Annotated in this window: 15 protein-coding genes; 11 read left to right on the forward strand and 4 right to left on the reverse strand. The window is 61.9% G+C overall.

Annotated elements, in window-relative coordinates; all coding sequences use genetic code 11:
• Positions 1-182 precede the first annotated feature (182 nt).
• The 4 genes from HYE77_RS21705 to HYE77_RS21720 all read left to right on the forward strand — a co-directional run bounded on the left by HYE77_RS21705 (position 183) and on the right by HYE77_RS21720 (position 7526).
• Positions 183-1094 (forward strand): SDR family oxidoreductase, encoded by a 912-nt coding sequence (locus HYE77_RS21705; protein WP_008438591.1) that lies wholly within the window; start codon positions 183-185, stop codon positions 1092-1094.
• 485 nt (positions 1095-1579) lie between these two features.
• The gene (locus HYE77_RS21710; RefSeq protein ID WP_177069310.1) at positions 1580-3370 is read left to right on the forward strand and encodes a DUF1302 domain-containing protein; all 1791 of its coding nucleotides are present in this window, start codon (positions 1580-1582) and stop codon (positions 3368-3370) included.
• A gap of 26 nt (positions 3371-3396) precedes the next feature.
• The gene (locus HYE77_RS21715) at positions 3397-4764 is read left to right on the forward strand and encodes a DUF1329 domain-containing protein (protein WP_003212808.1); all 1368 of its coding nucleotides are present in this window, start codon (positions 3397-3399) and stop codon (positions 4762-4764) included.
• Between the two features lie 272 nt (positions 4765-5036).
• Positions 5037-7526, forward strand: a complete 2490-nt coding sequence (locus HYE77_RS21720) for a LuxR C-terminal-related transcriptional regulator (RefSeq protein WP_177069311.1) — start codon at positions 5037-5039, stop codon at positions 7524-7526.
• Positions 7527-7681: 155 nt separating this feature from the next.
• Here the strand turns inward: HYE77_RS21720 and HYE77_RS21725 are convergent, their stop codons facing one another.
• Positions 7682-8470: an IclR family transcriptional regulator gene (locus tag HYE77_RS21725; RefSeq protein WP_008438587.1), complete on the reverse strand. Its 789-nt coding sequence runs from the start codon at positions 8468-8470 to the stop codon at positions 7682-7684.
• Positions 8471-8589: 119 nt separating this feature from the next.
• On the opposite strand from HYE77_RS21725, the gene hmgA reads away from it, so the two are divergent.
• The 4 genes from hmgA to HYE77_RS21745 all read left to right on the forward strand — a co-directional run bounded on the left by hmgA (position 8590) and on the right by HYE77_RS21745 (position 13362).
• A complete protein-coding gene (hmgA, locus tag HYE77_RS21730; protein ID WP_102368144.1) occupies positions 8590-9873 on the forward strand; it encodes a homogentisate 1,2-dioxygenase in 1284 nt (427 codons plus the stop codon).
• Positions 9874-9876: 3 nt separating this feature from the next.
• Positions 9877-11163 carry a fumarylacetoacetase gene (gene fahA / locus HYE77_RS21735; protein ID WP_177069312.1) on the forward strand — a complete coding sequence of 429 codons (1287 nt, stop codon included), beginning with the start codon at positions 9877-9879 and terminating at the stop codon, positions 11161-11163.
• Between the two features lie 12 nt (positions 11164-11175).
• Positions 11176-11811: a maleylacetoacetate isomerase gene (gene maiA / locus HYE77_RS21740; RefSeq protein ID WP_177069313.1), complete on the forward strand. Its 636-nt coding sequence runs from the start codon at positions 11176-11178 to the stop codon at positions 11809-11811.
• Between the two features lie 165 nt (positions 11812-11976).
• Positions 11977-13362 (forward strand): aromatic acid/H+ symport family MFS transporter, encoded by a 1386-nt coding sequence (locus HYE77_RS21745; RefSeq protein WP_087695182.1) that lies wholly within the window; start codon positions 11977-11979, stop codon positions 13360-13362.
• On the opposite strand, the gene HYE77_RS21750 is transcribed toward HYE77_RS21745, so the two are convergent.
• A complete protein-coding gene (locus HYE77_RS21750) occupies positions 13286-14089 on the reverse strand; it encodes a SirB1 family protein (RefSeq protein ID WP_003212796.1) in 804 nt (267 codons plus the stop codon). The genes HYE77_RS21745 and HYE77_RS21750 overlap by 77 nt on opposite strands.
• 186 nt (positions 14090-14275) lie before the next feature.
• Between HYE77_RS21750 and HYE77_RS21755 the strand changes: the two genes are divergently transcribed.
• Positions 14276-15295 carry a Glu/Leu/Phe/Val dehydrogenase dimerization domain-containing protein gene (locus HYE77_RS21755; RefSeq protein WP_010176963.1) on the forward strand — a complete coding sequence of 340 codons (1020 nt, stop codon included), beginning with the start codon at positions 14276-14278 and terminating at the stop codon, positions 15293-15295.
• A gap of 6 nt (positions 15296-15301) precedes the next feature.
• On the opposite strand, the gene HYE77_RS21760 is transcribed toward HYE77_RS21755, so the two are convergent.
• Positions 15302-16609, reverse strand: coding sequence for an acetamidase/formamidase family protein (locus tag HYE77_RS21760; RefSeq protein WP_102368149.1), 1308 nt, complete (start codon positions 16607-16609; stop codon positions 15302-15304).
• 217 nt (positions 16610-16826) lie between these two features.
• On the opposite strand from HYE77_RS21760, the gene HYE77_RS21765 reads away from it, so the two are divergent.
• Positions 16827-17552 carry a dienelactone hydrolase family protein gene (locus tag HYE77_RS21765; RefSeq protein WP_087695180.1) on the forward strand — a complete coding sequence of 242 codons (726 nt, stop codon included), beginning with the start codon at positions 16827-16829 and terminating at the stop codon, positions 17550-17552.
• A gap of 208 nt (positions 17553-17760) precedes the next feature.
• Here the strand turns inward: HYE77_RS21765 and HYE77_RS21770 are convergent, their stop codons facing one another.
• Positions 17761-18021 carry a YebG family protein gene (locus HYE77_RS21770; protein WP_003212789.1) on the reverse strand — a complete coding sequence of 87 codons (261 nt, stop codon included), beginning with the start codon at positions 18019-18021 and terminating at the stop codon, positions 17761-17763.
• Between the two features lie 305 nt (positions 18022-18326).
• Here HYE77_RS21770 and HYE77_RS21775 point away from each other — a divergent pair, with 305 nt between their 5' ends.
• Complete coding sequence (locus HYE77_RS21775; protein ID WP_008438570.1) at positions 18327-18584, forward strand: DUF6124 family protein; 258 nt, start codon at positions 18327-18329, stop codon at positions 18582-18584.
• Positions 18585-18733 lie beyond the last annotated feature (149 nt).

Here is an 18733-nt window from a genome sequence, read left to right on the forward strand (position 1 = left end):
GCTGTAAGAGCGGAACCAATATCAGCCATCACCCAAATAACGGATATGTACCCACCCCCCGGCCACGCCAATCATCCCCCAGCCTTATCGCGCACCATTCACCCCCAGCCGTATTTATTGTGACCCCAGGCCCCGTGCCTGACACTCAACCCATCCACCCCTAACCACCCCTGGAGTCCCCAATGAGTGAGCCTGTGCAGTTCCAAGACAAGGTCGTGATCGTCACCGGTGCCGGCGGCGGACTAGGCCGCGCCCACGCACTCCTGTTCGCCAGACACGGCGCCAAAGTGCTGGTCAACGATCTTGGCGGCTCAACCCAGGGCGAAGGCGCCAACGCCTCGGCGGCCGACCGCGTAGTGGCCGAAATCCGCGAAGCCGGCGGCATCGCCGAGGCCAACCACGACTCCGTCACCGACGGTGACAAGATCGTCCAGAACGCCCTCGACGCCTTCGGCCGCATCGACGTCGTCGTCAACAACGCCGGGATCCTGCGGGACAAAACCTTCCACAAAATGGAAGACAGCGACTGGGACCTGGTCTACCGCGTACACGTCGAAGGCGCCTACAAAGTCACCCGCGCCGCCTGGCCCCACCTGCGTGAACAAGCCTACGGCCGGGTGATCTTCACCGCCTCCACCTCCGGTATCTACGGCAACTTCGGCCAGTCCAACTACGGCATGGCCAAGCTCGGCCTGTACGGCCTGACCCGCACCCTGGCGCTGGAAGGCCGCAAGAACAACATCCTGGTCAACGCCATCGCCCCCACCGGCGGTACACGTATGACCGAAGGCCTGATCCCGCCGCAAGTCTTCGAACGCCTCAAGCCGGAATTGATCAGCCCGCTGGTGGTGTACCTGGGCAGCGAGGCGTGTCAGGAAACCTCCGGGCTGTTTGAGGTGGGCGGCGGCTGGATCGGCAAGACCCGCTGGGAGCGCAGCCTGGGGGTTGGGTTTGATCCTGAAGCCGGGTTCTCCCCGGATGATGTCGCCGCCCACTGGCAGCAAATCTGTGACTTCGACGGGGCCGCTCACCCCAAGGACAACATCGAGGCCTTGAAGGAGATGATGGCCAACCTGCAGAAGTACAGCCTGTGATCATTACGTGAAAAAGTTTTAATCAAGCGGGGCGCCATGGCGCCCCGCTTTATTTCAGGCATAAAAAAAGCCGCTGCAAAGGCAGCGGCTGAAGTAAGACGTTTGATCAAGGAGCAATAAATCAACGTCAGTGAACACCGGTAACAGATTGAAAATATTGATCAATCCATAAAAAACTGGCTGTTCTTCCAGGTTCTGGAAGCGGGCGGTTTGCCCTGAAAGCCAGGCAAGAATAGGCTTTTGTTACAAAATGAAAAATAGCGATTCGAGACAAGGACTGTTACCAAACCCGCAACAGTGGCAATAACACCTCATCCATCCTCCTGATAATCCTTCATCCATCTCGTCCATGGCCTCTCCAAGACCCCGGCCAGAGCGCCCTCTCATCCTTTCGAGCGACAACACGAATACCTCCTTGGTGCGCTTATCGCTCTTGATCGCGGGCAGTAGGGTGGGGCCTTCTGTCACACCACCGGGGAAGACGCATGACAAAAACAACAATGCGCGCCATCTTCAGGCCACAGGCGCTGGCCGCTGCGGTTGCTTTGGGTTGCTGTGCCCAGGCGCAGGCTGTTTCGTTCAACATCGGCGAGATCGAAGGGCAATTCGATTCCTCGCTGTCGGTCGGTGCCAGCTGGGGCATGCGCGATGCCGACAAGAAGCTGGTGGGCATTCCCAACGGCGGAACGGGCCAGGCTTCCACCGGCGATGATGGTCGCCTGAACTTCAAGAAGGGTGAGACCTTCTCCAAGATCTTCAAGGGCATCCACGACCTGGAACTCAAGTACGGCGACAGCGGCGTGTTCGTGCGCGGCAAGTACTGGTACGACTTCGAACTGCAGGACGAAGACCGCGAATTCAAGCAGATCAGCAATAACCACCGCGACGAAGGCGCGCGCTCTTCCGGCTACGAATTACTCGATGCATTTGTCTATCACAACTATTCCATCGGCGATTTGCCGGGCAACGTGCGCGTCGGTAAACAGGTGGTCAGTTGGGGGGAAAGTACGTTCATCGGCAACTCCATCAACAGCATCAACCCCATCGACGTTTCCGCGTTCCGCCGCCCTGGCGCCGAGATCAAGGAAGGCCTGATTCCGGTCAACATGGTGTTCGCCTCCCAAAGCCTCACCAACCAGTTGAGCGTGGAAGGTTTCTACCAGTTGAACTGGGAAAACACCGTGGTGGACAACTGCGGCACCTTCTTCGGTAACGACGTGGTGGCCCACGGCTGTAACGGCAACTACACCGTCGGCAGCCCGGCGATTGCGCCGTTGCAACCGGTGGCGGCGGCGTTTGGCCAGGGCTTCCAGGTTACGAAAGAAGGCGTAGTGGTGCAGCGTGCAAAAGACCGCGAGGCGCGCGATGGCGGCCAGTTCGGCGTGGCGTTGCGTTGGCTGGGGGATGACACGGAGTACGGCCTGTACTTCATGAACTATCACAGCCGCACGCCCACCGTCGGTACCATCACCGCCAACACCAACCTGGCAACCATTGGCGCTATTGCCAACGCGGCCAACGGGATCGCCCCGGGTACCGGGGCCGGCCTGGCGCAAAGCACGATGCTCGGTCGCGGCCAGTATTACCTCGACTACCCGGAAAACATCCGCCTGTTCGGTGCCAGCTTCTCGACCACCTTGCCCACCGGCACCGCCTGGACCGGCGAAATCAGCTACCGCCCGAATGCCCCCGTACAACTCAACACCACCGACCTGACGCTGGCCCTGGTCAACCCGATTGCCGGCAACGCCGCTTCACCGATCAGCAGTTCCTTCGGTGCCGACAACGCCGGCTACCGCCGCAAGGAAATCACCCAGATCCAGAGCACCATGACCCAATTCTTCGACCAGGTACTGGGCGCCGAACGCCTGACCCTGGTGGGCGAGGCGGCCTTTGTGCACGTCGGCGGGCTGGAGGCGAAATCCAAGCTGCGTTATGGCCGTGACTCGGTCTACGGCCAGTACGGGTTCGGCGGCGACACCGATGGGTTTGTCACGGCCAACTCCTGGGGTTATCGCGCCCGGGCCATCCTCGATTACAACAACGTATTCGCCGGGGTCAACCTCAAGCCCAACGTGTCGTGGTCCCAGGACGTCAGCGGCTACGGCCCCAACGGCCTGTTCAACGAAGGCGCCAAGGCCATCAGCGTCGGCGTGGATGCGGACTACCGCAACACCTACACCGCGAGCCTGAGCTACACCGACTTTTTTGGCGGTGACTACAACACCCTCACCGACCGCGACTTCATCGCCCTCAGCTTTGGCGTGAACTTCTGATTTGGCTTAAGTAAGGACAAGAGACTATGCGCAAAATGATTCTGCAATGCGGGGTGTTGGCCCTGAGCCTGTTGGCCGCCAACGTGATGGCCGCAGTGTCGCCGGAAGAAGCGGCCAAGCTCGGCACTACCCTGACCCCGGTGGGCGCCGAGAAGGCCGGTAACGCCGATGGTTCGATCCCGGCATGGACCGGTGGTATCCCGAAAAACGCCGGGGCGGTGGACAGCAAGGGTTTCCTCGCTGACCCGTTCGCCAATGAAAAGCCGCTGTTCGTGATCACCGCCGCTACGGTCGACAAGTACAAGGACAAACTGTCCGAAGGCCAGGTGGCGATGTTCAAGCGCTACCCGCAAACCTACAAGATCCCCGTGTACCCGACCCACCGCACGGTCAACCTGCCGCCGGAGATCTACGAGTCGATCAAGCGCAGCGCGCTCAACGTACACGCGATCAACGACGGCAATGGCCTGGAAAATTTCACCGGCAACCGCTACTACGCCTTCCCGATTCCGAAAAATGGCGTGGAAGTGCTGTGGAACCACATCACCCGTTACCACGGCGGCAACCTGCGCCGCATCATCACCCAGGCCACGCCGCAGACCAACGGCAGCTACACGCCGATCCGTTTCGAGGAAGAAGTGGCCGTGCCGCAACTGATCCCGGACATGGACCCGGTCAAGGGCGCCAACGTACTGACCTTCTTCAAACAATCGGTGACCGCCCCGGCGCGCCTGGCCGGCAACGTACTGTTGGTGCATGAGACGCTCGACCAGGTGAAGGAACCGCGCCTGGCCTGGGTCTACAACGCCGGCCAGCGCCGGGTACGCCGTGCGCCGCAAGTGGCCTACGACGGGCCGGGCACTGCGGCCGACGGCCTGCGCACCTCGGATAACTTCGACATGTTCTCCGGCGCTCCCGATCGCTACGACTGGAAGCTGGTGGGCAAGAAGGAGATGTACATTCCCTACAACAGCTACAAGCTCGATTCGCCGACTCTCAAGTACGACGACATCATCAAGGCCGGCCACATCAACCAGGACCTGACCCGCTACGAGCTGCACCGGGTCTGGGAAGTGATCGGCACGGTCAAGCCGAGCGAGCGGCACATCTACGCCAAGCGCCACATGTACATCGACGAAGACAGCTGGCAGGTGGCGCTGGTGGACCACTACGACGGCCGCGGCCAGCTGTGGCGTGTTGCTGAAGGTCACGCGCAGTTCTACTACGACCATCAGGTGCCGGCCTACACCGTCGAAACCCTGTACGACATCATCGCCGGGCGCTACATCGCCCTGGGCATGAAGAACGAAGAGAAGAGCAGCTTTGTGTTCGGCTTTGCGGCCAAGGCGGCCGACTACACGCCGGCAGCATTGCGCTCGGAAGGCGTGCGCTAAAACCTGATTGAAATGCGATGAAACTGTGGGAGCGGGCTTGCTCGCGAAGGCGGTCTGTCAGTTAAAGCATCAGTGACTGATACACCGCCTTCGCGAGCAAGCCCGCTCCCACATTTACGGTGTTCCACCTTTAGAACGAGTGCCGGGTGGCCTTTTGGCTCCCGGCTTTTTTATGCCCGCCAATCAGCCTGCTGAATACTCCTCAACAACCGCCAGCCACAGGACTAGGGTAGGGCGCACGCCGCCTAATAATAAAAAACAGGGACGCAGTAATGACCGCCATGACCCGTTGTCTGGATCGTCCTGGATTCATGCCACGCTTGTCTCCCCATCATCTGTTGCGCCCGCGCCTGGCCGTGCCGCTGCTCAACGCCACGGCACGGGTGAAGTTGCTCTGCGCCCCGGCCGGCAGTGGCAAGAGTGCATTGCTCGCCGAGTGCGCGTTGCAGGCGCCTTCGCAGTGCCAGGTGTACTGGTTGCCGCTGAATGGCGTGGCCTCGGATTTGTGTCAGCGCCTGGCGCAAAGCCTTGGCCTCGACTTTGTTGATGAGCCCACGTTGCTGCTGGCCCTGAACCGCTGGCAAGCGCCGGCCTGGTTGTTTCTCGATGACTTCTGCCGCGTGCCGGCGCCTGAACTGGATGGGTTGCTTGACCGCATTCTGGCGGCCAGCAGCCCGGCCTTGACCTGGTGGATCGGCGCGCGGCGGCGGCCGGCCTGCAACTGGCCCCGGCTGTTGCTTGATGATGAGCTGTGGGAATGCAGCGCTGCCGAGTTGGCGTTTGACCCCAGCGAAATCCAGCACTTGGCCGGGCCCAGCGCCGACAAGGTATTGCAGTTCAGCGCCGGCTGGTGCGCCGGAGTGCGTATCGGATTGCTTGAAGGCGACGGGCACCCGGACAAAACCTTGCTCGACTACCTGCAACACGAGTTGTTCACGGGCCTGGCGCCGGAATTGGCTGAGGCCTGGCGCGTGCTCGCGCACCTGCCACGCTTCAACCCGAGCTTGTGTGACCACCTGTTCGGCTTTGGTGACGGTGGCGACTACCTGCGAGACTTGCAGACGCTGGGTGCCTTTATCGAGCCCTGGGAGGAGTCCACCGACTGGCTGCAAGTCTTCCCGCCACTGGCCCAACTGATGCGCGCCGAACCCTGGCCAGCCAGGCGCTCCTGGCACCGGCGCGCGTGCCAATGGTTTACCGCCGCCGAGGACTGGCAGGCCGCGTTTGAGCAGGCGCTGCTGGCCGAAGAGTACGAAGTGGCCGTGAGCCTGTTGCAGCACTTCAGTTTTGAAGACCTGTTCCGCCAGCAAAATGCGGTGCTGTTGTTGCGCCTGCATGAGCAGCATGGCGATGAATTGATGCTGGGCTCGGCGCAACTGGTGGGCTTGGTCACGGCGGCGTTGCTGTTTGCCGGGCGTTTCGACCAGGCGGCGTTGTGCATTGACCAACTGGCGCGTTTCACTCCGCAACCGACCGCGCACCTGCAGCGTTATCTGCTGGCCCGCTGGCAGGCGCAATGGGGCTGGCTGTTGCATCTGGGCGGCGAAGCCGCACGGGCCCGGGAACATTTTCTCGAAGCCCTGCAAGACTTGCCCGAGAGCGCCTGGACGTCGCGCCTGATGTGCCTGTCGGGCCTGACCCAGCAAGCCTTGCTGCGTGGCGAGCTGGACGTGGCCCAGGCGCTGAACCGCGAGGCGTTGTGCCTGGCGCGCTCCCACGGCTCACTGCTGTTGGAGGCATTGTTGGAGCTCGATCATGCGCAGTTGCTGGAGCAGCGCGGCGCGCCGTATCGGGCCCAGAGCCTGCTGGAAAATGTGCAGCGCATGCTGGTGCAACAGCGGCTTAAAGCCGGGCCGTTGATGGGTCGGATTTGCTTGCGACGTGGGCACCTGGCGCTGCGCCAGGGCCACGACGGCGTGGCCGCCGAATGCTTCGAATCCGGCCTGGGCATGTGCCTGCACAGCCAGGACAAACGCGTGCTCTACGGCTACCTGGGACTGGCGCTATTGGCCGCCAACAAGGGCGATTACGCCCAGGCGTTTATCCAGTTGCGCGACGCTGAGCGCCTGATGCAGCAACGCCAGGTGCCCGACACCGTCTATCGCGCCGTATTGCTGTTGCTCAGCGGGCATTTCTGGCTGCAACAGGGTCGCGCCGAACTGACCCTGGAGGCGGTGACCCGGGTGCTGCGGCACTACCGTGGCCCCAAGGCGAAACAAGCACCGCCGGCCACCCTGGAGTTGATCCCCAGGCTTGAATATTTGCAGGTGCTGGCCGAAGTGAAATTGCATCGCGCCGAAGAGCCTGTCGCCCGCCTGAGTGCGTTACTGGAGGCCGCCCGTCAGCGGGGCATGCTGTGCCTGGAAGCGGAGTTGCACTTGGTGCTGGGGGAAGTGGCCTGGCAAGTCAGCGATCGCCCGTTGGCCGTGCGCTCGCTGGAAGCCGGATTGGAACTGGCGGGGCGTTGCCAGGTACAGCAGGCGATTCGCGAGCTGCGCCTCAGGCAACCGGGGTTGTTGAGTGCATTGGGGCTGGAACCGCAGGAATGCCCGGCGGCGGCGGGGGAAAATCCCCTGAGCCAGCGCGAACTTGAGGTGCTGCAACTGATTGCCCAGGGCAATTCCAATCTGGAAATTGCCAGCCAATTGTTTATCTCGCTGCACACGGTAAAAACCCATGCGCGGAGGATTCACAGCAAATTGGGGGTGGAGCGGCGCACCCAGGCAGTGGCCAAGGCCAAGACGCTGGGCTTGATGGCTTGAAGCCATGCACTATTCGTCAAACAATGACGATCAAATGTGGGAGCGGGCTTGCTCGCGAATGCGGTGTATCAGTCACTGATGCTTTAACTGACAGACTGCATTCGCGAGCAAGCCCGCTCCCACATTTTGTTCTGTTGGGTGCCTGATACTGAGCGTTACGGCTGATAACCCATGCGCCAACTCACCGCCTGGGTCGCCGCCAGCAAACGCTTCGCCGCCGGGCCGTCTTCATCGGCATGGAACAGCGACGTCGGCCCCACCACGGTCAACACCGCCGCCACTTGCCCGACCGCGTTGAACACCGGCGCCGACAACGCGTCCACACCCGGCATCAGCAAACCATGCACAAAGTGCAAGCCGCGCTGGCGGATCTGCTCACAGGTGGTCGCGTATTCCTGGTCATCCGCCAACGCATGGGCGACGCCCGCCTGAATCTCCCGCTCGCGCAACTCCACGGTTTCCCGCGACGGCAGGAACGCACTGAACACCAGCCCGGTGGACGAACTGAGCAACGGCAACACCGAGCCCAATTGCGTGACCACCGTCACCGCGCGCACCGCCGGCTCGATATGCACCACCGTCGCGCCCTGGTTACCCCAGACGGCCAGGAAGCAGGTTTCATTCAACTCATCCCGCAGTTCCGCCAGGGGCAGGGCGGCGACTTTCAGCACGTCCATGCTGCCCAGCGCGGCCAGCCCCACGCGCAAGGCTTCACGGCCCAGGCCGTAATGGTTGGTGGCGGTGTTCTGTTCGGCAAAACCCGAGGCAATCAGCGCCTGCAAATAGCGGTGGACCTTGCTCGCCGGCATTTGCACGTGCTCGGCCAGGCGCGACAACGAGGTGGCCGGCGACAGTTCAGCCAGGGCCTTGAGGATGTCGGTGCCCACTTCAGCCGAGCGGACTTTCTGTTTACCGGTGTCGCGGGGGGCGGGCGGCTTTTCCATGGAGGGCATGAATCCGAAAGACGAATGGGCGTCTTTATAGCTTGACGGTCAACAGGTATCAAATTACGTTATGCGTAACTGGATTACGATAAAAACAACTTCCGCTCAGAGGATGATCCATGACCCTCGAATACCAATCGGGTTTTGGCAATGAATTTGCCACTGAAGCCTTGCCCGGTGCATTGCCCGTCGGCCAGAACGCCCCGCAGAAAGCGCCCTACGGGCTGTACACCGAACTCTTTTCCGGCACCGCCTTCACCATGGCCCGCAGCGAAGCCCGGCGCACCTGGTTGTACCGCATCCAGCCGTCGGCCAATCACCCGGCGTTCGTCAAGCTGGAACGGCAATTGGCCGGTGGACCGCTGGGCGCTGTGACGCCCAACCGCCTGCGCTGGAACCCGCTGGATATTCCGGGTGAGCCGACAGATTTCGTCGATGGCCTTGTAGGCATGGTCGCCAATTCCGGATCGGAAAAACCCTCGGGCATCAGCATCTACAACTACCGCGCCAACCGTTCGATGGACCGCGTGTTCTTCAACGCGGACGGCGAACTGTTGATCGTTCCCGAGCAGGGCCGCCTGCGCATTGCGACCGAACTGGGTGTGCTGGAAGTCGAGCCACTGGAAATCGTCGTGCTGCCCCGGGGCCTGAAATTCCGCGTCGAACTGCTGGATGCCCAGGCCCGCGGTTACGTCGCCGAGAACCATGGCGCGCCACTGCGCCTGCCGGACCTTGGTCCTATCGGCAGCAACGGCCTGGCCAACCCACGGGATTTCCTCACCCCCGTCGCCCATTACGAAGACCTCAAGCAACCGACCACGCTGGTGCAGAAATTCCTCGGCGAACTGTGGGGCTGCCAGCTCGACCATTCGCCGCTGAACGTGGTGGCGTGGCACGGCAACAACGTGCCGTACAAATACGACCTGCGTCGTTTCAACACCATCGGCACCGTGAGCTTCGATCACCCGGACCCGTCGATCTTCACCGTATTGACCTCGCCCACCAGCGTGCACGGCCTGGCCAACCTCGACTTCGTGATCTTCCCGCCCCGCTGGATGGTCGCCGAAAACACCTTCCGGCCACCGTGGTTCCACCGCAACCTGATGAACGAATACATGGGCCTGATCCAGGGTGCCTACGACGCCAAGGCCGAAGGCTTCGTGCCCGGCGGCGCGTCGTTGCACAGCTGCATGAGCGCCCACGGCCCGGATGGCGAGACCTGCACCAAAGCCATCAACGCGACGCTTGAGCCCCACAAGATTGATAACACCATGGCGTTCATGTTCGAGACCAGCCAGGTGCTGCGTCCCACCCAGTTCGCCCTTGAATGCTCGCAGCTGCAACCTTCCTACGACGCTTGCTGGGCCTCACTGCCCGCAACCTTCAACCCGAATCGGAGATAACCCATGACGCAGCCTAATCTCACCCGCAGTTGGGTGGTTTCCGCCAACGGTCACCGGGATTTCCCGCTGCAAAACCTGCCGTTGGGGGTGTTCAGCCTTAATGGCTCGGCACCGCGCAGTGGCGTGGCGATTGGCGAGCAGATTCTTGATCTGCACGCCGCGTTGGAATGCTTTGAAGGCGAAGCCCGCCGGGCCGTTGAAGCCACCGCCGGCGGCCAACTGAACGCATTTTTCGAACTCGGCCGTGGCCCGCGCGTGGCCCTGCGTGAACGCCTGCTGGAACTGTTGGCCGAAGGCAGCGAACAGCAAGGCAAACTGCAAGCTGCGCTGCACCCGGCTGCCGATTGCCAGATGCACCTGCCGGCCAGGATCAACGACTACACCGACTTCTACGTGGGCATCGAGCACGCGCAAAACGTCGGCAAGCTGTTCCGCCCGGACAACCCGCTGCTGCCCAACTACAAGTATGTGCCGATCGGCTACCACGGCCGCGCGTCGACGATTCGCCCGTCGGGCACCGAGGTCCGCCGCCCGAAAGGCCAGACCCTGCCAGCCGGCCAGACCGAGCCGACCTTTGGCCCCTGCGCACGCCTGGACTACGAGCTGGAGCTGGGCATCTGGATCGGCCAGGGCAATGCCATGGGCGACTCGATTGCCATCGGCGACGCGGCTGATCACATCGCCGGGTTCTGCCTGCTCAACGACTGGTCGGCGCGGGATATCCAGGCCTGGGAATACCAGCCGCTGGGCCCGTTCCTGTCGAAGAGTTTCATCACCAGCATTTCGCCATGGGTGGTGACGGCTGAAGCCCTGGAACCGTTCCGCAAGGCACAACCGGTGCGCCCTGAAGGCGACCCACAACCGCTGCCATACCTGCTGGACAAGCGCGACCAGGCGGCCGGTGGTTTTGATATCGAACTGGAAGTGCTGCTGACCACCGCCTCGATGCGCGAGCAGAACCTGCCGGCCCATCGCCTGACCCTGAGCAACACCCAACACATGTACTGGACCGTCGCGCAAATGGTTGCGCACCACAGCGTCAATGGTTGCCAGTTGCAGGCGGGTGACCTGTTCGGTTCGGGCACCTTGTCGGGGCCGGAAGCCGGGCAATTCGGCAGCCTGCTGGAAATCACCGAGGGCGGTAAAAAGCCGATCGAACTGGCCTCCGGCGAGGTGCGGAAATTCCTCGAAGACGGCGACGAAATCATCCTGCGTGCCCGCTGCACCCGCGACGGTTTTGCCTCCATCGGCTTCGGCGAATGCCGGGGTACCGTGGTCGCGGCGCGCTGAGAGGGCAGGGCCATGGAACTCTATACCTACTACCGCTCCACTTCGTCCTACCGGGTGCGGATCGCGCTGGCCCTCAAGGGCCTGGGCTTCACCGCCGTGCCGGTCAACCTGCTGGTGCCCAAGGGCGGCGCCAACCATCAGCCGGAGTACCTGGCGATCAACCCGCAAGGTCGCGTGCCGGCCTTGCGCACCGATGAGGGTGATGTGTTGATTCAGTCGCCGGCGATCATCGAGTACCTGGAGGAACATTATCCACAGGTGCCGTTGCTCTCCACGGATCTGGCAACCCGCGCCCATGAGCGCGCGGTGGCGTCGATCATCGGTTGCGACATCCACCCGCTGCACAACTCCAGTACCCAGAATCTGCTCAAGCAATGGGGGCACGATGAAGCGCAGGTGCTGGAGTGGATCGGGCACTGGATCAGCCAGGGCCTGGCGGCGGTGGAGCAGTTGATTGGTGATCAGGGTTATTGCTTTGGCGAGCAGCCGGGGATGGCGGATACGTTCTTGATTCCACAGTTGTATGCGGCCGAGCGGTTCAAGGTGTCGCTGGCGGCGTACCCGCGCATTCAGCGGGTGGCGGGGTTGGCGGCGCAGCATCCGGCGTTCATGGCGGCTCATCCCGCCAACCAACCGGATACCCCATAAATCTCCAGGCTCACACCGGCCAAATGTGGGAGCGGGCTTGCTCGCGAATACGGTGTATCAGTCAGCAGATGTATTGACTGGCATACCGCTTTCGCGAGCAAGCCCGCTCCCACATGTGATCTTCAGCGTGTCCAAAATATATAAAAACAATACAGGTCCCTTGCGATGCACAATCAGATTGCCAGCTTTCGTGCGGCACTCGACGCCCGTCCGGTGTCGCGCTATCAGTGGTTGATTCTCCTGTTGCTGGCACTGTTGCTGGTCACCGACGGCTACGACGCCCAAGTCCTGGGCTACGTAGTACCGGCGCTGGCCAAGGACTGGGGCTTGGAAAAAGCCGCGTTCGGCCCGGTGTTCAGCGCCAACCTGCTGGGGCTGACGCTGGGCTCCCTGGCCGTCACGCCGCTGGCGGATCGCTTCGGGGTGCGGCGAATCCTGCTGTGCTGTGTGTTGATCTACGCCAGCCTCACGGTGCTGATGGTGTTCGCCAACTCTCTCAATACCTTGATGGCCGCCCGCTTTATCTGCGGCATCGGCATGGGCGGTGCAATGCCCAGCGCCATGGCCCTCATGTCGGAATACTCACCACCCCGCCTGCGAACATTGATGGTGACGCTCGCCGCCTGTGGCTTTTCTTTCGGCGGTGCGGCCGGAGGTTTTGTCGCGGCCGGGTTTATCGACAGTTTCGGCTGGCAGGCGGTGTTCCTCGCCGGTGGTGTGACGCCATTGCTGTTGTTTCCGTTTCTTGCCTGGATGTTGCCCGAATCCCTGCCACGCCTGCTGCGTGATGCACCGCCGTATGCGCGCCTGCAAAAAGTCACCGCGCGAATGCTGCCAGGCTGGCAACCGCCGCCAGCGAGCGAGGCTGAAAACCGCCAGGAGCAAGGCAGCAAACTGACGGTGGTGGAGCTGTTCCGCCATGGTTATGCGCGCCCGACCTTGCTGCTGTGGGCAACGTTTTTTGTCAGCCTGATCCTGCTGTATTTCATGATCAGCTGGCTGCCTTCGCTGTTGCTGGAAAGCGGCCTGGGCCTGAACGAAGCCAATCTGGTGACCTCGATGTTCCTGTTCGCCGGGACACTGGGCGCCATCGGCATGGCCTGGTTTGCCGACCGGCTCAAAAGCAAAGTGCGCCTACTGTCCGGCGTGCTGGCAGCGGCTGCGGTGTGCACCATCCTGCTGGGGCTGAATCACGACAATCCGCGCTATCTGGTGGCCTGCGTGTTTGCGGCGGGCTTCTGCATCATCGGCGGCCAACTAACCCTCAATGCATTCGCCAGCAACTTCTACCCGGCTCACGTGCGGGCCACCGGTACAGGCTGGGCACTGGGTGTCGGGCGGTTCGGGTCGATCCTGGGGCCGCTGTTCGGCAGCCTGCTGCTGGCGATGCACATACCGGTGCAGCAGATTTTCTTCTTCTGCGCGATTCCGGCGGTGATAGCGGCGTTGTTGATTATCCAGGTGCGCTCGCCAGTCAATGCACCACAGAGTTCGGCGGCAAATGCCCCAGCCGTTCGGTCAGGCGTAGACGCTGGATCGGGTCTTCGCTGAGCATCAACGCGTGTTCCAGGTCAAAACGCTCGGCGTTTGGGCAATCCAGGCGCTGATACAAACTGGCCCGGGCCAGGTAATCGGCGGCGCTGGCATTGCCCAGCTCCAGCACGCGTTCGGCATCCACCAGAGCCGCCAGGTGGTCGTCGTTGGACAGGTGCAACTGGCGCAGATTACGCGACAGCCGTTGCAGGATCGATCGCGGCTCGGCGGTGTGCAGGTGGTCGGCCTGCAACTTGAGATTGGGCCCGTACTGGCGGGTCAGCAGGTCGCGGCAATCGTTGGGGTACAGGCGTCGGCCGCCGCAGGGGTCGAGGAGGTGATCGGCGCCCGGCACGCGCAACAGGAAGTGCCCCGGGAAGTTGACGCCCACCAGCGGAATGTCCAGGCGCCGCGCCAGCTCCAGGGCAATCAGCCCGAGAGCCAGCGGCTGCCCGCGTTTACGCTTCAACACCTTGTCCAGCAGCGCGGCGGCGGGGCGCAGCGGGGTGTGGTCATCCTGGGCGAACCCCAGGTCGTTCATGCGCCGCAGCAACGGTTGTCCGAGTTCATCCGCCGGCAGCATCGGCATGCTGAGGCTGACCAATTGCTGCAATACCTTGAAGTCCTGCAGGATGGCCAAGGGGTCCACCGCCGGGTCGTGCTCGGCCGCCATCCACAGCGCGGCTTCAAACAGCGCGGGCGGTGAGCGTTCCAGGCAGGCAAAAAAGGCGTCGCGGGGCTTCATTGGGTTCTCCGGCGGATGTCTCGTTTTAGCCTTGCTGTGAACTTTCGTCCAGTGCCTTAAGACAGGTCCTACCTGTTTATGTCGCAAACCCTTTAAAACCGGTGGTCTTATTCCTGCGCGCTTCAGCAGGGTTTCGCTGGCAGTCCTATACTTGGCGCCTACCAGAAGTGATTCGGGAGCTTGACGATGTTTGCGCTCATGCACAGCACCCGCCTTGAATCGCTGCACCTGAGCGTTGACCCGGCCACCGGGTTGAAGGCGGTCATTGCCATCCACAACAGCCGCCTGGGTCCCGCCCTTGGAGGCTGCCGCTACCTCTCTTACCCCGACGATGAAAGTGCCGTGGCGGATGCCGCGCGCCTGGCCCAGGGCATGAGCTACAAGGCCGCGCTGGCCGGTTTGCCGGTGGGTGGCGGCAATGCGGTGATCATCCGCCCCGCCCATGTGGAAAGCCGCGCGGCATTGTTTGAAGCCTTCGGCCGCTGCATCGAGCAGTTGGATGGCCGCTACATCACCGCCATCGACAGCGGCACCTCGGTGGCCGACATGGATTGCATCGCCCAGCAGACCCGCTATGTCACCAGCACCACGGCGGCCGGCGATCCCTCGCCCCACGCGGCGATGGGCGTGTTCGCCGGCATCCGCACCACCGCGATGGCTCGCCTGGGCAGCGATAACCTGGAAGGTCTGCGCGTGGCGATCCAGGGCCTGGGCAACGTCGGTTATGCCCTCGCCGAGCAGCTGCACGCCGCCGGGGCTGAATTGCTGGTGAGCGACATCGACCACGGCAAGGTGCAACTGGCGATGGAACAACTGGGTGCGCACCCGATTGCCAACGAAGCCTTGCTCAGCACTCCGTGCGATATCCTTGCGCCCTGCGGTGTGGGCGCGGTGTTCAACCGCTACACGGTCGCGCAGTTGCGATGCGCAGCGGTGGCCGGCTCCGCCAGTGCGCAACTGACCAACCTGCAAGTGGCCGATCAGTTGGAAGGGCGTGGGATTCTTTACGCGCCGGACTACGTGATCAACTCCGGTGGGCTGATCTACGTGGCCCTCAAGCACGGCGGCGCGGAGCTGGAAACCATCACCGCGCACTTGTCGAACATCGGCACACGCCTGACCGAGATCTTCGCCCATGCCCAGGCTGAAAAACGCTCACCCGCGCGGGTAGCGGATGAGCTGGCGGAGCGCTTGCTGTACCGCTGAGGCGGGTCAAAGCTGATATTTCTCCCGGGCCAGTTGGCCCACGCCCATACGATCAAGGATGTGCATCGGGCACAGAATCGTGACCCGCACGGTTCCCGGCAGGCGGCTGATTTCAATTGAGCCGTTGATGGTCGCGCGGTTGCGCACTTCGTCGAGCGGCAGCCCGGTCACGGCGGCGGCGCGTTCCAGTCCATTGTCTGTCGCGACGTTGAGATTGGTCCCACTGCCGATGAAGGTGATGGGCGCGTTCTCCTCGATCTCCACCTGGCCCCAGCGCTCCCCCAGTGCCTTCACCCGCAGGCGTTGCTCCGCGGTCATCGGGCGCGCCATGGGCGGCAGGTCATCGAGGTTTTGCAGCAGGATCGGCCCGTCCAGGCTCAGGCCCTTGATCACCTGCACCGTCAGTTCGGTTTCCCCCGACACATCGGTGGCATGCCCGGCAATTTCGCCATTGCCCTGTTGAGCATGCATATCGCCCATGTACACCCCGGCGCCGGGGACCTTCACCGGGCAGATCAGGATGCAGCCTTCGCGCACGGAATTGGTGTCCATGTGGCCATCGGTTTTCGCGGCGTGCAGTTCATCGTGGGTCATGCTGTAGCGATGGGGCGCGCCCACCAGGTACTGGCCGAAGTCGCCGCAGTTGTGGGAATCCGGCAGATCCCGTGAAGGCGTGGTGCCGATGTTGCCCAGGAATGGGCGCATATGCGCGGCCAGGCCCGGGATATCGGCGCGGGCCAGGGACAGGATCGAGTGCTGGGCAGACAGTTCGGGCAGCGCCGACATGTCCGATGCCTTGCCGGCCAGGCGATCCGCCACGGCCTGGTTGACCGTCAGGCTCACCTGATGCTCGGCATCCAGAACGATCACGTAACCATTGCTGAAACGAAACGCACTGACCTCGGCGCCACAGGCATCGCAACGAATGGCGTCATCGCCAATGCCTTCGACGTGGCTGGCGGGATGCTCTTGCCCGCAGTTGGAGCAGAACTTCGCGACGAACGGGTCGCCGTGGTAACGCCCTTCGACAAAACTCATGACCCCCGAGGACGTGGCCAGGGAGGTGACGCGCATGCGCTTGATCTTCAGCGCCACCGCGTCGCCGATGTCGGCGCCGGCGATGAACACGGGCTGGGTCACTTCATGGCCACCCTCAAAGGCCGGCGTGATCATCGGGCCCCAGCAACCGGGCGGGGTGCCGGTGATCAAGGTGCCACCGTCGGCCAGCGGGCCGAGCATTTTCTGGCTGGGGCCGAGCAGTCCATTGGTGTAGGAGGTGACGGTGAGACGGTCGACAGATGGGAGGTTATTCATTTTATTTTCCGGGCCCTGGGTGATTGAATGTTGAACAGGCTTCATCACTTAAGCGCCGATGTGTATCTGTCGTGTGTCGCGCTGCCGCGATTGCCGGTACGTGTGTATCTCAGGGGCATCCATACACACTCTGATACACCCGCAGTGGCGTTCACGGGTAAATACAGATATCTCTGTTGCAGGCTTACTTTTTCAAACCCACCAGAACGAGGTTGGCATGTCCAAACAAACAGCAGGGCGCTCCAGCGGGCGCATGATTACCTTCAAACGCCCGGATGGCGCTGACGTCAACGGCTACCTGGCCAGCCCGGCCGTACTCGAAGGCGCGCCGGCGATCGTGGTGATCCAGGAATGGTGGGGCGTAAACGATCAGATCAAGGGCGTGGCCAATCGACTGGCCGAATGCGGTTACCGCGTGTTGGTGCCGGACCTTTATCGCGGCGCGTCGACCGTGGAAGAGGAAGAGGCTCACCACCTGATGGATGGGCTGGATTTTGGTGACGCGGTTTCTCAGGACATCAAGGGTGCTGTGCAGTACTTGCAGGCGGATTCGAAAAAAGTCGGTGTGACCGGTTACTGCATGGGCGGGGCGTTGACGTTGCTGGCGTTGAACGCGATTCCGGAAGTCGCTGCGGGCGTGGTGTGGTACGGCTTCCCGCCGCTGGAGTATCTGGATGCTTCGAAGATCAAGGCGCCGCTGATCGGGCATTGGGGCACGCAGGATGCCTTCTTCAATATCGACACCGTGGCGGAGCTGGAGTCAAAACTGCATGCTGCGGGTGTGGACGCGACTTTCCATCGCTACCTGGCGCGCCATGCGTTTGCCAACGAGACGGCGATTGGTGATGGTCGGATTGCAGACACGCAATACGATGCCGCCTGGTCGCAACTGGCGTGGGACCGCACGTTGACGTTCTTCGGCAAGACCTTGTGGCAGGCATGACACATGTGAAAGGCATCAACGCATAACCTGTGGCGAGGGAGCTTGCTGTGGCGAGGGAGCTTGCTCCCGCTGGAGTGCGCAGCGCTCCCAAGCTTTTGGGTCTGCTGCGCAGCCCAGCGGGAGCAAGCTCCCTCGCCACAACAAGCTCCCTAGCTACAAGCAAGCGCCCTCTGCCACAGCAAGCCCTTTCGCCACTACTGGCAATGCATCACTCAGCCGCTGGCTGCCCAATCTCCGCCAATGCACTCGCATTGTTCTTGAACGCCGCCGCAAACGCCGCGCGGTTCTTGGCCATGAAAATACCGGCATCTTCAGCCTGCTTCTCGCTCAAGCCTTCGACGTTTTTCAACAGCACTTCCATCAGGGACTCTGCCAGTTCAAGCATCTGGTCGTGTGCGTCGGCAAGTTTGCGATCCACGAATGTAGTCTCCAGGTCACGGGTACTGCGATACAGGGTTTCAACAGCCATTTTTCGGCCTCGTCATCGGTGCAGTATTGAAGGGAGTTGCCCTTGGTTCGAATGTCGCCAAGCGTTCTCGCGACTACTGTATTTATATACAGCTAAAAGCATAAGCCAATCCATGGGCTTTGGGTAGTGGCTTTTCAATGTAGCTGGCAAATGCTGGTTTGCCCTATCGGAAACTTCTCACAGGTTGGTGGGGTTGCAGGAGCGTCATTCAGTGGCTTACCTTCTCCGGGCTTCGCTTATGCGGTATACGAGTTTGGCGGCTCGAATTTAAGGAGCAAACATCTTGTAAATCCAAGGAATGCACCATGGTAAAAATGACTGCCTGTTTTTCTGAATCGCCTATAAAGCCGCCTACCGCGCTTTTCGCTGTGACCCCAAATACTGACACTGAAACATTACTCGCCAATGCCAGCGAAACCTTGAACAGTGCCCGTGAAATGGCCAGTAGCCTGGCTTTTGAGCTTGAAGGACCACAGCGAAGTTTGCTTCTGGCGATCCATCAACTGCTGGAAATGAGTGGTTTATTGGTCGATCAAGCGTTGGATCAAGTCGCCCCGACCTGACCTGAATCACCCGGTCACCTGGATCGTTCCCACGCTCTGCGTGGGAATGCATACCGTGACGCTCCGCGTCACCTCTACCCGAAACCCTGGGGCATGGGACGCGGAGCGTCCGGGGCGGCATTCCCACGCGGAGCGTGGGAACGATCATC

The sequence above is a fragment of the Pseudomonas sp. IPO3774 genome (assembly GCF_013386835.1).
GTDB lineage: Bacteria > Pseudomonadota > Gammaproteobacteria > Pseudomonadales > Pseudomonadaceae > Aquipseudomonas.

Bases quoted from the DNA above. Each gene is read 5' to 3' on its own strand.
- HYE77_RS21750 (WP_003212796.1), bottom strand. From the start codon at position 14,089: ATGAAGCCCCGCGACGCCTTTTTTGCCTGCCTGGAACGCTCACCGCCC.
- maiA (WP_177069313.1), top strand. From the start codon at position 11,176: ATGGAACTCTATACCTACTACCGCTCCACTTCGTCCTACCGGGTGCGG.
- HYE77_RS21755 (WP_010176963.1), top strand. From the start codon at position 14,276: ATGTTTGCGCTCATGCACAGCACCCGCCTTGAATCGCTGCACCTGAGC.
- fahA (WP_177069312.1), top strand. From the start codon at position 9,877: ATGACGCAGCCTAATCTCACCCGCAGTTGGGTGGTTTCCGCCAACGGT.
- HYE77_RS21705 (WP_008438591.1), top strand. From the start codon at position 183: ATGAGTGAGCCTGTGCAGTTCCAAGACAAGGTCGTGATCGTCACCGGT.
- HYE77_RS21745 (WP_087695182.1), top strand. From the start codon at position 11,977: ATGCACAATCAGATTGCCAGCTTTCGTGCGGCACTCGACGCCCGTCCG.
- HYE77_RS21720 (WP_177069311.1), top strand. From the start codon at position 5,037: ATGACCGCCATGACCCGTTGTCTGGATCGTCCTGGATTCATGCCACGC.
- HYE77_RS21775 (WP_008438570.1), top strand. From the start codon at position 18,327: ATGGTAAAAATGACTGCCTGTTTTTCTGAATCGCCTATAAAGCCGCCT.
- hmgA (WP_102368144.1), top strand. From the start codon at position 8,590: ATGACCCTCGAATACCAATCGGGTTTTGGCAATGAATTTGCCACTGAA.
- HYE77_RS21725 (WP_008438587.1), bottom strand. From the start codon at position 8,470: ATGGAAAAGCCGCCCGCCCCCCGCGACACCGGTAAACAGAAAGTCCGC.
- HYE77_RS21715 (WP_003212808.1), top strand. From the start codon at position 3,397: ATGCGCAAAATGATTCTGCAATGCGGGGTGTTGGCCCTGAGCCTGTTG.
- HYE77_RS21770 (WP_003212789.1), bottom strand. From the start codon at position 18,021: ATGGCTGTTGAAACCCTGTATCGCAGTACCCGTGACCTGGAGACTACA.
- HYE77_RS21710 (WP_177069310.1), top strand. From the start codon at position 1,580: ATGACAAAAACAACAATGCGCGCCATCTTCAGGCCACAGGCGCTGGCC.
- HYE77_RS21765 (WP_087695180.1), top strand. From the start codon at position 16,827: ATGTCCAAACAAACAGCAGGGCGCTCCAGCGGGCGCATGATTACCTTC.
- HYE77_RS21760 (WP_102368149.1), bottom strand. From the start codon at position 16,609: ATGAATAACCTCCCATCTGTCGACCGTCTCACCGTCACCTCCTACACC.